We start from the raw sequence: 14,873 nt of genomic DNA on the forward strand, positions 1-14,873 counted from the left end.
ATATCTCTGTTCTGAAAGGGTAAGCTTACGGCTTGCCCTTTTTTATTGCTGAAAACTATGTCAAATCTAAAATACAAAGACCTGCGCGACTTTATCAACAGCCTGGAACAAAAGGGTGAGTTGGTACGTATTACAGCGGAAGTTGACCCCGATCTGGAAATGACCGAGATCTGCGACCGTACCTTGCGTGCCGGTGGTCCGGCACTGCTGTTTGAAAATCCCAAAGGCTACGATTACCCGGTACTGGCGAACCTGTTCGGCACGCCTAAACGTGTTGCCTTGGGAATGGGCCAGGAAGATGTCGCCAGCCTGCGAAAGGTCGGTAAGTTGCTGGCGATGCTGAAAGAACCCGAGCCGCCCAAAGGGATGAAAGATGCCTGGGAGAAGCTACCGATCTTTAAGCAGGTGCTGAATATGGGGCCAAAAAAGGTCCGTAATGCCGCCTGCCAGACCCATGTGATTGAGGGTGATGATGTTGATCTGGGTACTCTTCCGGTACAGCGTTGCTGGCCCGGTGATGCGGGGCCTCTGGTAACCTGGCCTCTGGTTATTACTAAAGGGCCTTACAAAGAGCGCCAAAATCTGGGTATCTATCGGCAGCAGGTAATCGGTAAGAATAAGCTGATTATGCGTTGGCTGTCCCACCGTGGTGGCGCGCTGGATTTCCGTGAGTGGAAAGAGCAGCATCCAGGGGAAAACTTCCCGGTAGCCGTGGCACTGGGGGCTGATCCCGCGACTATTTTAGGGGCGGTGACGCCGGTACCCGATAGCCTGTCAGAGTATGCATTTGCTGGGTTGTTGCGCGGCGGCAAGACCGAAATCACTAAATGCATCGGCAGCGACCTGCAAGTGCCTGCCAGTGCAGAGTTTATCCTCGAAGGCTATATCGCCCCTGAAGAGATGGCGGATGAAGGGCCTTTTGGAGACCATACAGGTTACTACAACGAGGTGGATAGCTTCCCGGTGTTTACCGTCGAGCGTATCACCCATCGTCCCGACCCTATCTATCACAGCACCTATACGGGCCGGCCACCGGATGAACCTGCTGTGTTGGGTGTCGCGCTGAATGAGGTTTTTGTACCGATTCTGCAGAAGCAGTTTCCAGAAATTACCGATTTCTATCTGCCACCGGAAGGTTGCTCCTACCGGATGGCAATAGTGACGATGAAGAAGCAGTATCCGGGTCACGCTAAGCGGGTGATGTTGGGTGTCTGGTCCTTCCTGCGACAGTTTATGTACACCAAATTTGTTATCGTCTGTGATGATGATATCAATGCCCGGGACTGGAACGATGTTATCTGGGCGATTACCACCCGGATGGACCCGATTCGCGATACCACCATGATCGACAACACACCGATCGACTACCTGGATTTTGCCTCACCGGTCTCCGGTCTGGGCTCCAAGATGGGTATGGATGCCACCAATAAGTGGCCCGGTGAGACAACCCGAGAGTGGGGTGAGCCGATTGTGATGTCCCCTGAAGTGAAACAGCGGGTGGACGACATCTGGGATCAATTAGGTATACCGCTTGAGTGATCGTTTTACCATCACCGTTAACGATACCCATGAAGTCAGTGCAGAACCGGGTTTGCCGATTCTGGACAGTCTGCGAAATGCCGGATTTACGATGCGTTTCAGTTGTCGTAACGGGGTGTGTGAAATTTGTAAAACAACACTGCTAGCTGGCAGTATTCGGCAGCGCTACCCTGAATTGGCGCTACAGTTAGAGGCGGGGCAGCCGTCCTCGCAGATATTTGCGTGTACAGCCGTACCCTGCAGTGATATTCAGGTGAGAATTAAAGGGTTGTTACGCCCTGGAGAGATACAAGTGAAAGAACTGGTTTGTGATATTGCGTCGGTAGAACAACTGAATGAAGAGGTTTACCGGGTGCGTCTGCATCTGCCGGTAACCGGCCGTCAGGCCACAGAGTTTCATGCGGGACAGTACCTGGAACTGATACTTCCTGATGAGCGTCGTGCCGCATTTTCGATCGGTAGTGCACCGGACTTCAGCAGCGATATCGAACTGCATATCCGCTGTACGCCTGAAGGCGAGCTTTCAGTGGCGATTATGGATCACCTGAAGAACAGTCCCAGCGTGAAAATTGAACTGCCCAAAGGCGAATGCTATCTGGAAGCCAGTCAGCTGGCCTCTGATAAAGTAATCGTTCTGGCGGCTGCCAGTACCGGATTTTCGCAGATTAAGAGTATCGCAGAACATCTGCTGGCGAATCAGGTCTCCAATCCGATTCACATCTATTGGGGCGCACGGGTAGAAGCAGATTTCTATCTGGAAAAACTGCCTCTGCAATGGGCCAGCGAACACACCAACGTCCATGTTCATCTGGTTGTCAGCGAGCCGGGTAACAGCCCCGGTTGGTCCGGTCGCAGCGCACTATTGCCGGATGCCATCGTTGCTGATTTTGACCACTTTGAGAATGTTGAGATCTTTACCAGTGGTTCACCGGGAATGGTTTATGCGTTACTCGATGCCTGCGAACTTAAAGGGCTTAACGAAGTACAGATGCATGCCGATGTTTTTGCTTACGCGCCACGCAAATAAAAGCGCGTTGCTCGCTAGAACGTCGCTGCGCGACTTGCTCGACGGGCTGCGCCCTTGTTAGAAAAAGCATAGAAAAAGAAAGAGAGCCGTTGGCTCTCTTTTTTGCTGTAGGAGCCGTGCCCTCACGGCGATGTAGCATGAGTCACTCAGAGGTTAATTCTTCTGCACAATAAAGTAGGTGTGTAGCTCGGGGTATTGATCATATTCCAGATGCCTGACGTTGCAGTTTAATCCGGCAAAAAGCTCAAGAAATCCTGCCACGCCTAAGGTTGAGTAATACACCTCAGGCCCCATCGTGTCATCGGTATGATCGCCCACTTCATCGGTCCCGCCGAAGGAGAAAATCAACACTCCACCGCTGTTAAGGCCCTCTATCAGCTTGGTTAAAACAGCCTTCTGCTGGTCCAGCGGTATATGCCAGATACTGTCCCAGGCGGTGATAAAGTCATAGGTGCGGGGTAGTTCCCACTGGCAGATATCCTGTTGATAAAAGTTGATCTGTGGATGCTTTAGCTTCGCCAGTCGGACCATCTCATCCGATACATCTACACCCTCAGGCTCAAACCCCTCTGCCTGTAGCAAATCCATAAACCGCCCGGTACAACCGCAACCCACATCCAGTGCAGCCCCTCTGTTTTTAACAAAAGCGATCGCACGGCGATGCTGCTCAATTCCGTTTTCTCGGTTGAACTCCTCGCGTTCCCAAAGATGGGTGATCTGGTTGTAGGCTTTGCCGATATCGGTGGGTTTCATGTAGTTTTATCCTGAATAGGAGTTTTTAGCTTAGCTAGAACAGCCGTTTGTGTAGGAGGCGTGCCTTCACGGCGATTGTAGTTATGATTACATATTTGCTTGCCGCAGTGGAGCACTGCTTTTTGTTCGCTTCGCCTGCGGGTGTCTTAGTTTATAAGATTGCCGCAGTGATTCGTTTCATTTGTTCCGCTCTGCTGAGCGGGCCAAGACTTTTGGGCGGCCAAAAGTCTTAACAATCTAAAACCGCGCCCACTGTTTGGTCGGCTTCGCCGACTGCCCTGCGCGTTTCGTTTTCCAATGACATGGGAAAAACTCGGTTGCTTCGCGCCCTCAGACAGTTCCCCATGCTTTTCATTGAAAAACTCCAATGCTCGGCTGCACAGAAAGGGATTTAGAGCAGACCGCAACGAAGAGCACGTTGCTCGCTAGAACGTCGCTTCGCGACTTGCTCGACGGGCTACGCCCTTGCTAGAAAAATCTGTCGCTACACTGCTAGAAAATCAATGACTCTGACATCATTGATCCAAACTCTACACTTTAGATTTAATCTAAGGTGTAGAGTTGATTTATCGTTGTTGATTATTAAATTTTGTCCTTAGTCTCAAGAGAAATTATATCTTTATCTGTGAGAGTCGTCATTTCGCGGGCGTTAATGCTACATATCTTCGACGATCGTGATTCGATATTTACAGTATTATTTGAATTAAAAGATACTGATGCATCAGCTAGCATACAAACTTCCTTGAAGAGTCTGAATGCATTTGTGTTTCTAGACATTCCTTTCACGATAAACGCTGCGATTTTAGGTTCTATGACGACCTCAACGTTAATTTCAGCCACTTTCATAAGGTCCTGAACAAATTCTTCAAAAGAAATACTGTTAAATTCTTTTGTTGCTGAAAGCTCAAATAATGAAAGCATGAAGAATGAGTGGATAGCTTCAATATCCAGAGTTAAGCTAGGTGGATCAGAAGTGAATTTGGTATTCATTCGATGAAATACGCCTTCGAACATCGTAAAATATTTCTCGTCAACTTCATTGGATACAGACAAACGAACAACATCTCTCTCTGAGTAACTTATAAAGGCATGATTTAACTCAGAATCAAATGACTGAAGTGACAACGTTGGAAATGTATTAATTGAGCTGCTTGTCGATATCTTTAGGTTATTAGTGCCGAAATCCATTTTTGGCTCAACTGTACATATGATGGTGCCGCTGCGAATTAGCTCAAAGCGAGTCTTATGCTTAACTTCACTCACGACTGCTCTCCTATAATTCCTGTGCTCATTGGAAACACGACTTTCTCTTCTTGTTGAAAAACATTGGATAATCCAGCAGGCGTAAAGAAACTCATTAGTTCCCAGATAGTGGATGTTGATATTTCTTTTACCGCATATTTTCGTGCATTCAAAAAACTAGTTTCGGCCTTTATTAAAATTGGTTGTGATTCATCAAAATTAGCGCTTGGTGGTGTTTGTGCCATTACATATACATGTATGTTCTGAATAATTGAGCTGTTGAAGTTCATTAGTTTAATTATGGATAATATTTCTTTTTGCGTTTCACTCTTAGTTTCACCGGATGTAGTGAAGGACAAATAGATATCGCTATTAGAGTAGAATGCTGAAAACCCAGACCCTAGTATTATTTTCTCAGCAGCATCACTAATATGACTAATAAGTTTTTCAGGTGAGGTTATTTGTACTTGTTCCGAATTGTGTATTTGTTCGCGCTGATTTCCAACTTCGTGATACAACGCTCTGAGAAACTCAACAACTTCAGGATGACTAGGGTCTGAAGGTGTATAGGAAATAACCTTCACTCCATATTTTCTTTCGAATGATGAGATTTTAAAACTTGAGTCTTCATTAAGTAATACGTAATGAGACAAAGGCATCCCGTTATTTATTGATTTTATATTGTCTAGAATGACATCTACATGAGGATCGGAAAGGGAAAAACCTACAAAAATAAGAATCTTTGTCGATAGCATGCTGGTAAGCAGCGTTCTGGCACTAGAGTTGTTATTGATTATTTCTTGGTAATCACTAGTAGTTAGCACAATACTAGACTGGTCAGTTATATCCCCGTGCATTTTATAAACAGAACTTTTTCCATCTGCAAAAAAACGGGAGGCTTCGGGGGCATTTTTATGCGTGTTTATTCTATATTTTCCCCTTCCGGCTACTTCAGGAAGCCTATCATAGTTTGTTGTAATTATTGTTTTTGGGCACAGCTTCATTAGAGCCTTGTAGCTTTCGGGTACTTCGCTTTCAGAAAAATCCTTATCAAAAATTTTCTCCATGATATCTCTGTACCGAGACGGCCCCATTGCATTGACACAAGCCTCAGCGATATCTAAATAATTTTCCCCGTTTTGAATAAAATCTATAATTTCGTCTTCTTCATGAGGGAACTCACCTTCTTTTGCTTGTTCAAGGAAGTCTTTTAGTAAGCTCTCCCATGATGGGAAAAGCGGTTGTGAAAGTCCGGCACCGACAAAGAACACAAACTTTCCCTGATTAGCATGATAGGAAGTTACTAATTCTAAGAATGTTTTTTGTGTATTAATTGCCATAATCTATCCTTGTCGATGCTAAGTAAAACTAACACTGGGTTAAGCGGCTACGAAGCGTAGGCAGTCCAAAGGCGAAGTGTTTTACAGAGTAAGAGTGAGCTGTAGAGGTCGCTTCCCTGCCTTGATCTTCCTTCAGCATAAGTCTCAGGTTCAATTAAATCAAAGGGTTAATTCTTTCCCTGAAAATAACGCTCTAAAACAAAAAAGAGAGCCTTAGGCTCTCTTCTCTTCATGCTTTTTCTTTCCGCTTTTTCGAACAACGAGCTACGAGCAAGTCGCGAAGCGACGTCGAGCCACTCAAAAAGGCTAAGCGGTTGGCGAAGCCAAGCGTGTGCCTTTTTGTGGCAACGGTAGAGCTGGCAAGCCCCCTCCGATTACGCCGAGGTGCCTTTCCATCAGGGCGCGCATTTTGTCTGTTTCACCGAGGTTGTTTAATAGTCGCGCTAATTCGCTTAGCGTCTCTGCCCTGGGGCTTAGTTCCAGGCTTTGTTCGAAGTAGGTGATCGCTTTACCCCAGTGCTCGTTGCGCTGTGACAGGCGGCCCAGAGTGAGCAGCAGGTCGGGGTTGAGTGGGTAGTCTTTCAGCCAGCTGCGGGCGGTATCGAGCTGCTTCTTCAGGTTGTCGCCTTCGATGCGGCCATACAGATTAACCAGTTCGTCATCCCAGTGGCTTTTAATCAGGCCTTTGAGTACCGGTTCGGCTTTGGCTTCAGCGCCGATGCCGACCAGCAGTGTGGTGTAGTGGCGGGCCAGTACGTCATCGCTGGTTAGCTGGGATGGCATGTTGTGCCAGGTTTCACCCAGCGCTTTGCGTTTGTCTTCAATCGCAGTGCCTTCGGGCAGGGCGATACTATGTTCCAGTAACTTCTGGAAGCAGAGTTGTTCGGTCTGGGTCAGTTTTTCAGGCTTCAGCGCTTTCTGCTTACGCAGTTCCGGAATCAGTGTCTTCAGTGCTTGCCAGTCTTCCAGCTGGATATAAGCCTCACGCAGTAATTTCAACACATAGCTATGTTTAGGCGAGCGCTTGCGCAGATTCAGCAGGGTTGCCAGACAAGGTTCCAGTTGTCCCCGGGAGAGTTGGGTCTCTGCCTGAAAAATACCGATAGCGATCTCGGCTTCAGGGGCTGAGGCTCTGGCTTTCTGCAATAGTTCATCGCAGACGTCGTCTTCACCCTGTTCCTGTGCTGCACGAGCGGCGGCCAGGTAGTTGATCAGTGGTAGATCGGCGTTGTCGGCTGACAGGGTCAGCAGGCGCTGGGCTTTCCACCAATTGCCTTCAGACAGCGCGATTAAACCTTTGAGGGTTTTATTATGGGCGATCCGGCTTTTGCGGCTGCCACTCCAAAGTCTCAGTTTAGCACCGGACTTGAGCGAGCGGCTGAGCAGGTTTAAGCCCCAGTGAAGGGCAAAGAACAGCACGACGGCCATTACCATAAATACCCAGAGGCTCATTTCAATCGTGGTCTGACCGTAGGCAAGCAGGGTGTAGCCTGAGTCCTGGATCATCTTCTGGCCGAGCCAGGTGCCGGCAAACATGAGGACCAGCAGCAGGATAAATATGCGTTTCATCAGGCAGCCCCCTCTTTCAGCTTACGCATCTGTTTGAGGTGGTTTTTCAGGGTGCCCAGTGAACCGGAGATATCCGGCATCTGGGGTGCAACCTGAACCTGTTCCAGATTCTTAAGTGCTTTTAGTAGAGCCTGGGTATTGTTGTGGTTCTGCTCGAAGTAAGTAGCGACCCACTGCTGCGCTTTAGTCAGGCTGTTAAGGTAGCTCTTTGGCTTATGCTGCAGCAGAGAAAGTTGCGCCTGTTCCAGCATCAGGTGCAGGTTCTGCTGCAGGTAGTAGCTTTGCTGAGGGGAGAGCAGAGGCTCTACCGGCTCGCTGCGATCCTGAATCACGACCAGCTGATCGAATTTGCTGGCGACGGTAGCCCAGGCCTGCTTCATATCCGCACCCCAGGTGGAGGCGAACTCGTCGCTGGTGACTTCGCTAACCAGTTCCGGCAGTTTATGTTGCTCGGTCAGAGGCACAACCTGAAGCTGATCGACCTGGGCGTTAAGTGCACCCAGTCGTAGGAAGACACCCTCGGTATCTAACTCGGGTACCGCTTCAAGGGCAGCGATATCGGCGGCTACCGCTTTACGAATTTCGTAGAGGGTGACATCGTCGGTTTCGCTGAGGATTTTATCGGCAGAGCGCAGCAGCTGCAGCGCGCCTTTAGGGGTTTGTTCCATCAGTACTCGTTGATTGGCGAGTCGCAGCAGGTATTCAACCTCAGCCAGTAGCCAGTCTTCACGGGTATTTTTCTGCTCTGCGGTGACCTGCTGGATGCTGCGGGTCAAACGATTTTGCAGTTCGGCGATGTTGCTCTGCTCTTTTGTCGCGTTGCCTTGCAGCGTAGCGAGTTTCTGATTCAGTGCGCTGAGTTGCTGTTTTAGCTGCTGCTGACCGCTTGCCATCGAGCTATTCAGTTTAGTTGCCGCGGCTTGCTGGCGCTGTTCCATGACGGAGCCTGCCTGAAGCTGTAACCAATACAGATACCCAACGCCTAGCAGTGCGATCAACGCCAGTAATAGCGCGATTCTACCGGCCCAGCTTGGTTTCTGGGCAGGCTCTTGCTTCGCCGGTGGCTCTTTAGGCGGCGCTTTTTTTGACTTATTAGCGGCTTTTTCTTTTTCGGCCGGCTTCTCTACCGGCTTTTCAACGGGTTTTTTGGCCGATTTATCTTCGGTATCGGCGGGGGCGCTCTCCTTTTCGATCAGCTCTCCCTCAATCACTTCGTCTTGTTTGTCGGAAGTGGCTGGATTGTTATTCCCGCTTTTTTTCATGTTCTGTCATCCATATCGATAGTCGATAAAACTGTTTCTGCCATTGCCTGATTGTCTGGTCCGCTGGCGGTAATAACTCGAGTATAGCCTAACTCGGCTGCGATTCGTGCCACTCGCTCACTGGGTACAACCAATGTTGTATGCAGAAACTGCTTAAAATTGTGCTCTGTAATCAGTTGCGTCAGGTTGTTGAGCGCTTCTCCGCTGGTAATTAACACCGCGGAAAGTGGTTCGGCTCTAGTGCCAGCGCTGTTGATGCTTGTATTACTGATAATACTGCTGATCTGTTCAGAGGTATAGTGGGGTGCGGTACGTCGATAAAGGTCGGCGTAATCGACTCTGGCACCGCGTTGACTCAGCTGCTCTGCGAGAGTTTCCCGCCCGCCCACGCCGCGCATGATAAGGATTCTATCCGTCGTAATCTGCTGCAATTGAGGCAGGGCGAGTAGCGCTTCAGAATCGTAGCCATTCGGAGATTGCGTGGCGGTGATGCCAAGGCTGTCCAGTTGAGCCGCGGTTTGACGACCAATCGCCAGCCATTCGACGCCGACCGGTAGTTGCGGCCAGTACTGATCAATCAGGTCTATGCCGTAGGTGACGGCGTTGCCGCTGATGAAAATGACCTTGTGATAAAGGTCGAGATCCATCACCCGACTTTTTAACAGGTTAAAGCCCTCATCAGATGCCTCTACCGGCTTAATTTCCAGTAGTGGCAATAACACCGGCTCGGCACCGAGGCTTTCCAGTAATGCGGCTTGCCCGGCGGCCTGGTGAGAGGGCCGGGTGACCAGTATCCGCGGTTTAGGCATTCTGCTGATAAACTGCCGCCAATATTTTAGCAGCGCCGGCATCCAGCAGACGTTCAGCCAGTTCGATACCCATCGCTTCAGCATTATCCGGGCTGTTGCGCAGCTCATCCCGCAGAATTTCGGTGCCATCGGTGCTGGCAACCAGCCCGCGTAAGTAGAGTTCATCGCCGGCCTCATTGAGGGTGGCGAAGCAGGCGATAGGCACCTGACAGCCGCCTTCTAAACGGCGATTCATGGCGCGTTCTGCAACTACCCGGTAAGCGGTTTGCGGATCGTGTAACGGCTTCAGCAATTCAAGTGTGGTTGCGTCATCCAGGCGGCATTCGATACCCACAGCGCCCTGTCCACCGGCGGGTAGGCTCTCTTCCGGGGTGATCTCGCTGGCGATTCGATCAGCCATTTTAAGGCGTACCAGGCCAGCGGTAGCGAGAATGATGGCGTCGTACTGACCTTCATCCAGCTTGCGCAGTCGGGTATTGACGTTACCGCGCAGGGTCCTGACCTGTAGATCGGGGCGTTTTGCGCGTATTTGAGCTTCTCGGCGCAGGGATGAGGTGCCAACGACCGCGCCCTGGGGGAGTTCATCTAATGTTTTATAGTTGTTTGAGACAAAGGCATCGGTGGGCTTTTCCCGTGGGCAGATAACCGCCAGTCCGAGACCTTCCGGGAAATCCATCGGCACATCTTTCATTGAGTGCACGGCGATATCCGCTTCGTTTGCCAGCATGGCGACTTCTAGCTCTTTTACAAAAAGGCCCTTGCCGCCAATTTTCGAGAGTGGGGAGTCCAGCAATACGTCGCCTTTGGTGGTCATGCCCAACAGTTCGACTTTTATGCCTGGATGAAACTTTTCTAACTCAGCTTTAACATACTCGGCCTGCCAAAGGGCGAGAGGGCTTTGACGGGTGGCAATACGGACTACTTTATCGGTCATACAGGATCCTGGAGGGCGGTTGCCCGGTCAACTATGCAAAATAATTATCGATTTTAGCAGATAAGTAGGCTGGGAACAGCTGATCGGACATGCGGTAGGGGGGTGGGTTGCTGTATAATGCCCGCCATTGATTCAGGACAAGATCCGGCAGCAAAATGCCCGGATGAAAGATTTGAGGTTTCAGCATGAGTGAAGAACAAACCAACCAGCAATGGGGCGGCCGTTTTAATGAGCCCACAGATGCCTTCGTTGCTCGTTTTACCGCATCAGTACAATTTGATCAGCGGATGTATAAGCAGGACATCGAGGGCTCCGTTGCTCATGCGAAGATGCTGACTAAAATTGGCGTTCTGACTGAGTCTGAGTGTAGCGATATTTTGCAGGGGCTGAGTGAAATTCAGTCAGATATCGAAAGTGGTAACTTTGAATGGTCGATTGAACTGGAAGATGTTCATATGAATATCGAGGCAGCACTGACCAAAAAGATAGGTATCACCGGTAAAAAACTGCATACCGGCCGTTCACGTAATGATCAGGTAGCAACCGATATTCGTCTCTATGTTCGCGAAGAGATCGACTATGTTCTGGCCGAGATTACTCGCCTTCAGCAGGGTATTATGGGCCTTGCCCGTCTTGAAGCTGAGACAGTGATGCCGGGCTTTACTCACCTGCAAACGGCACAACCGGTTACTTTCGGGCATCACCTGATGGCCTGGTTTGAGATGCTGAGCCGGGATTACGAACGTTTTGTTGATTGTCGCAAGCGGGTGAATATTCTGCCTTTAGGCGCTGCGGCTCTGGCTGGAACGACCTATCCGATTGACCGTCATATGACCACCGAGCTGTTGGGCTTTACGGCACCGACCGAAAACTCACTGGACTCTGTCTCCGACCGGGATTTCGCCATTGAGTTTTGTGCGGCTTCCAGCATTATGATGATGCATATGACCCGTTACTCTGAAGAGTTGGTAATGTGGGCATCAGCGCAGTTTAACTTTATCAACCTGCCAGACCGTTTCTGCACCGGCTCTTCTATTATGCCGCAGAAGAAAAACCCGGATGTGCCTGAACTGGTGCGAGGCAAAAGTGGCCGGGTCTATGGCCATCTGATGTCACTGCTGACGCTGATGAAGTCTCAGCCGCTGGCTTACAACAAAGACAATCAGGAAGATAAAGAGCCGCTGTTTGATGCGATCGACACGATAAAAGGTTGCCTGCGGGCGTTTGCCGATATGGTGCCGGCTATTGAAGCTAAGCGTGAGAATATGCGTGAAGCCGCTCTGCGTGGTTTCTCAACGGCAACCGATCTGGCTGACTATGTGGTGCGCAAAGGGATTCCATTCCGTGATGCACATGAGATCGTGGGTAAAGCGGTTGCTTATGGCATCGAGCAGGGTAAAGACCTGGGTGAGATGACATTAGAAGAGTTGCAACAATTCTCTGATCAGATCACCGGTGATGTATTTGATGTACTGACCCTGGATGGTTCCGTTAGTGCCCGTGATCATATCGGTGGTACTGCTCCGAATCAGGTGCGTAAAGCCTGTGACCGTGCTGAGCAGATGCTGTTACAGCGCGGCTAAGGCTCTAAACGATTTATTGAAACCCGCCTGGGATTACCCAGGCGGGTTTTTTTGTAATTTTATTACCCAAGTTGAGGGGCGTGGGTGAGACCTTAGTTGAATAACGGAGTAACTTGGTCGGGTAAAGGGCGATGGCCCAAAGCGATGACCTAGTAGCAAGTTTTTGATTAGAAACGGACTTTTGGAGTACTGATGAGACTGAATATCACCCACAAAATGATCGTTGGTTTCGCCCTGATGGTGGTTTTTATCATCGTAGTGGGTGCGGGCGGCTTTAGTGTCATCCAACTGATTTCCCAGAAATTTGAGAATGTTACCCAGAATGTTGTGCCTTCGTTGACCGATGGTCTGGGGCAGTTAGTCCGATTGGAGGGCGCTAATCAGGAGCTGTTTGCTGCCTTGTCACAACGACAGGTTAGAGAATTGAACCTGCAACGTAAGTCCTTTGACCAGCAGCTTGAACAGTTCAAGGCGGATCAGCAGCTATTAGCGAAACGGGTCTCTGATAATCCTGTGCTGATGACCTCCTTGAATAAAATTAGCTCGTTAGTCGACCAGTATTTTTCTCAGGCAGATGCGGTGCTGACGGAACGAAAAAATATACTCGACAATGAGCGGTATATTATTGATGCGGATATTAAAGTTCGAAAGTTGGATAACACACTCTCAGGCGCGTTGAGTAAATTGCAGGTTGATCATGCCGGTACACCGGTTGCAAAGGCGGGTAAAAAGTTAGCTAAAACGCTGGGTATCTTCCGTTCTCGTCTGATGAATTTCAGTCGTACTAAAAGCCTCTCTCGACTGGAGAAGCTCCTGAAAACCAAGCAGGGAGATATTCGCAAAGGGTATGAGGATATTATTCGATTAGGAGGTTCGTTCCGTACCTATGAGGATGATATCAATGCTATTGAACAGCAGTTTTACGGAGATGAAGGGCTGATAGCTCATCTGCGTGCGATGAGTGTCGCTGAGAGCGCTCAGGCTTTGCGTCTGCAGCAGACTTACAAGTTGATTGCTGAGACTCGTTCTGCGGTCGAAAGTTTTGTTGATGAGAATAATGAGATTCTTAATCAGGCACAGGACCAGGCTCGACAGGAAGTGTCTCTCGGTCGCTGGTTGATTGTTGGGTTGTCGATAGGTGCCGTAATCTTTGCATTGCTCGTTGCTGCTCTGTTGGTGCAAACCATTCGAATCCCGCTGGCGCATATTCATCAACGTTTGAGTGCGGTTCGTCAGGGTGATCTTAATGTGACCTTTGAAGTGAGTCGGCAGGATGAATTTGGCGATCTGAGTACCTATCTGAATGAAGTGGTGAGCGGCCTTAAAGATATTCTCCAGCAGGTTGCAGAGGGTGCTGAACGGTTGTCCAATGTTGCCAATACAAATGCTGCCATTAGTGAGCAGACTACCCTGTCGATGAGTATGCAGAGTATGCAATTGGAGCAGACCTCTTCGGCCGCTGTTGAAATGGAGCACAGCGTGGCTGAGGTGGCCGGGCATAGTAAAACCACCCTGAACGCCGTACATGAATTTGAGTCGTTGAGCTCCGATGTTAGTCAGCAGATGCTGGAAACGGTCACCAGCATTGAAACCCAGGCGCAGGGGATTGATCAGGCGATGGGGGTAAGTCAGGAGATGTCGGCGTTTGGCAAGCAGATCGTTATGATACTGACAACGATTCAGGATATCGCTGATAAAACCAACCTGTTGGCTCTGAATGCCGCAATCGAAGCAGCCCGTGCCGGAGAGCAGGGACGCGGATTTGCCGTGGTTGCTGACGAGGTGAGGGCGCTTGCCGGGCGTACCCGGGATTCGGTGCAGGATATTCAGAGCATGGTGGGAAATATGCAGAATGCTATTACTCGGGTATCGGAGGTCATGGATCAGAGTTATCAGCAAACCCAGAACTGCGTTGAGCAGGCGGGACGCTCTCAGGAGGTTCTAGGCGCGATGAATGATGCGGTAGCCCATATCCGGGATCTGAATACCTTTATCGAAACGGCTGCCAGTGAACAGACTGATGCCGTAGCTGAGGTGAGCCAGACGCTGGTGTCTATTAGCACCGCGGCTGCTGAAACATCGAAGGGGGCGCAGAGTGCCGCGTCCAGTAGTCATGAGCTGCTTGAAGTGGCTCGTCGGCAGCAGGAGTTGCTCTCGAAGTTCTCAACCAGTTAATACCGTAGAGCATTCAGAAAGAAAAAAACCCGCAATATGCGGGTTTTTTTGTATTTGTTCTTTTTAACCCTCAATCAATTAAGGGTGATATCAACCATCAGATCACTGGCAATATCTTCCAGGGATTGTTGTAGGTCATCCAGATCGACATTGGCTGGCACGGTAAGGTCCGCTTCAGCTTTGAACAACTCTTCTGCTGACATTGATCCGCTGACCAGTTCAGTTGATAGTCGCTCTACATTGATGTTGAAGCGATTCAGTGCGTGGGAAATATCCCGCACGATGCCTGGCTTATCGTGGCCGATTAGTTCCAGGGAGATGCTGCTGCCTACAGGCTCGTCGGCCAGCTCCTGGCTACGCTCAACCACGACCTTAAGACCTTGAGATTCGAGTGCCTGCAGGGCGTCCTGTAATGCTTCAGTTTTGTTTGTCGGTACTGAGACAATCAGTATACCGGCAAATTTACCTGCCAGGCGTGACATGCTGCTTTCCAGCCAGTTACCGCCGTGGCTAACGATTGTTTGGGACAGTTGCTCAACCAGACCGGGCTTATCCGGGGCGATCACTGTAAGTACGAGAGATGTCATTATTGCCTGCTCCTGTATAGAATATCCGTGCTGGTATCACTGTCCCCGTTGAT

12 protein-coding genes are annotated in these 14,873 nt (G+C 49.6%); 4 read left to right on the forward strand and 8 right to left on the reverse strand.

What is annotated here, in order from left to right; genetic code table 11:
- Positions 1–57 precede the first annotated feature (57 nt).
- Both ubiD and QZZ54_RS14295 read left to right on the forward strand, forming a co-directional pair.
- A complete protein-coding gene (gene ubiD, locus QZZ54_RS14290) occupies positions 58–1,539 on the forward strand; it encodes a 4-hydroxy-3-polyprenylbenzoate decarboxylase (protein WP_290703372.1) in 1,482 nt (493 codons plus the stop codon).
- Positions 1,532–2,566 carry a 2Fe-2S iron-sulfur cluster-binding protein gene (locus tag QZZ54_RS14295; protein WP_290703373.1) on the forward strand — a complete coding sequence of 345 codons (1,035 nt, stop codon included), beginning with the start codon at positions 1,532–1,534 and terminating at the stop codon, positions 2,564–2,566. The genes ubiD and QZZ54_RS14295 overlap by 8 nt, the downstream gene beginning before the upstream one ends.
- A 153-nt stretch (positions 2,567–2,719) precedes the next feature.
- On the opposite strand, the gene QZZ54_RS14300 is transcribed toward QZZ54_RS14295, so the two are convergent.
- The 7 genes from QZZ54_RS14300 to hemC form a co-directional block, all read right to left on the reverse strand.
- Positions 2,720–3,319 (reverse strand): class I SAM-dependent methyltransferase, encoded by a 600-nt coding sequence (locus tag QZZ54_RS14300; protein WP_290703374.1) that lies wholly within the window; start codon positions 3,317–3,319, stop codon positions 2,720–2,722.
- A 582-nt stretch (positions 3,320–3,901) separates the two neighbouring features.
- Complete coding sequence (locus tag QZZ54_RS14305) at positions 3,902–4,582, reverse strand: hypothetical protein (RefSeq protein ID WP_290703375.1); 681 nt, start codon at positions 4,580–4,582, stop codon at positions 3,902–3,904.
- Complete coding sequence (locus tag QZZ54_RS14310) at positions 4,579–5,901, reverse strand: SIR2 family protein (protein WP_290703376.1); 1,323 nt, start codon at positions 5,899–5,901, stop codon at positions 4,579–4,581. Before QZZ54_RS14310 ends, QZZ54_RS14305 begins: the two co-directional genes overlap by 4 nt.
- Before the next feature lie 306 nt (positions 5,902–6,207).
- On the reverse strand, positions 6,208–7,470 hold the full coding sequence (locus QZZ54_RS14315; protein ID WP_290703377.1) for a heme biosynthesis HemY N-terminal domain-containing protein: 1,263 nt from the start codon (positions 7,468–7,470) through the stop codon (positions 6,208–6,210).
- Positions 7,470–8,732: a uroporphyrinogen-III C-methyltransferase gene (locus QZZ54_RS14320; RefSeq protein WP_290703378.1), complete on the reverse strand. Its 1,263-nt coding sequence runs from the start codon at positions 8,730–8,732 to the stop codon at positions 7,470–7,472. The genes QZZ54_RS14315 and QZZ54_RS14320 overlap by 1 nt, the downstream gene beginning before the upstream one ends.
- Positions 8,729–9,541, reverse strand: a complete 813-nt coding sequence (locus QZZ54_RS14325) for a uroporphyrinogen-III synthase (RefSeq protein WP_290703379.1) — start codon at positions 9,539–9,541, stop codon at positions 8,729–8,731. The genes QZZ54_RS14320 and QZZ54_RS14325 overlap by 4 nt, the downstream gene beginning before the upstream one ends.
- Positions 9,534–10,475, reverse strand: coding sequence for a hydroxymethylbilane synthase (gene hemC, locus QZZ54_RS14330; protein ID WP_290703380.1), 942 nt, complete (start codon positions 10,473–10,475; stop codon positions 9,534–9,536). The genes QZZ54_RS14325 and hemC overlap by 8 nt, the downstream gene beginning before the upstream one ends.
- 185 nt (positions 10,476–10,660) lie before the next feature.
- Between hemC and argH the strand changes: the two genes are divergently transcribed.
- Both argH and QZZ54_RS14340 read left to right on the forward strand, forming a co-directional pair.
- Entirely contained in the window at positions 10,661–12,058 is a 1,398-nt protein-coding gene (argH, locus tag QZZ54_RS14335) for an argininosuccinate lyase (RefSeq protein ID WP_290703381.1), read from the forward strand.
- Positions 12,059–12,250: 192 nt separating this feature from the next.
- Positions 12,251–14,233: a methyl-accepting chemotaxis protein gene (locus tag QZZ54_RS14340; RefSeq protein WP_290703382.1), complete on the forward strand. Its 1,983-nt coding sequence runs from the start codon at positions 12,251–12,253 to the stop codon at positions 14,231–14,233.
- Between the two features lie 74 nt (positions 14,234–14,307).
- On the opposite strand, the gene QZZ54_RS14345 is transcribed toward QZZ54_RS14340, so the two are convergent.
- Positions 14,308–14,820 (reverse strand): ACT domain-containing protein, encoded by a 513-nt coding sequence (locus QZZ54_RS14345; RefSeq protein WP_290703383.1) that lies wholly within the window; start codon positions 14,818–14,820, stop codon positions 14,308–14,310.
- Positions 14,821–14,873 lie beyond the last annotated feature (53 nt).

The organism is Amphritea sp., from assembly GCF_016744155.1.
GTDB lineage: Bacteria > Pseudomonadota > Gammaproteobacteria > Pseudomonadales > Balneatricaceae > Amphritea.

Bases quoted from the DNA above. Each gene is read 5' to 3' on its own strand.
- ubiD (WP_290703372.1), top strand. From the start codon at position 58: ATGTCAAATCTAAAATACAAAGACCTGCGCGACTTTATCAACAGCCTG.
- QZZ54_RS14300 (WP_290703374.1), bottom strand. From the start codon at position 3,319: ATGAAACCCACCGATATCGGCAAAGCCTACAACCAGATCACCCATCTT.
- QZZ54_RS14310 (WP_290703376.1), bottom strand. From the start codon at position 5,901: ATGGCAATTAATACACAAAAAACATTCTTAGAATTAGTAACTTCCTAT.
- QZZ54_RS14315 (WP_290703377.1), bottom strand. From the start codon at position 7,470: ATGAAACGCATATTTATCCTGCTGCTGGTCCTCATGTTTGCCGGCACC.
- QZZ54_RS14320 (WP_290703378.1), bottom strand. From the start codon at position 8,732: ATGAAAAAAAGCGGGAATAACAATCCAGCCACTTCCGACAAACAAGAC.
- QZZ54_RS14325 (WP_290703379.1), bottom strand. From the start codon at position 9,541: ATGCCTAAACCGCGGATACTGGTCACCCGGCCCTCTCACCAGGCCGCC.
- hemC (WP_290703380.1), bottom strand. From the start codon at position 10,475: ATGACCGATAAAGTAGTCCGTATTGCCACCCGTCAAAGCCCTCTCGCC.
- argH (WP_290703381.1), top strand. From the start codon at position 10,661: ATGAGTGAAGAACAAACCAACCAGCAATGGGGCGGCCGTTTTAATGAG.
- QZZ54_RS14340 (WP_290703382.1), top strand. From the start codon at position 12,251: ATGAGACTGAATATCACCCACAAAATGATCGTTGGTTTCGCCCTGATG.
- QZZ54_RS14345 (WP_290703383.1), bottom strand. From the start codon at position 14,820: ATGACATCTCTCGTACTTACAGTGATCGCCCCGGATAAGCCCGGTCTG.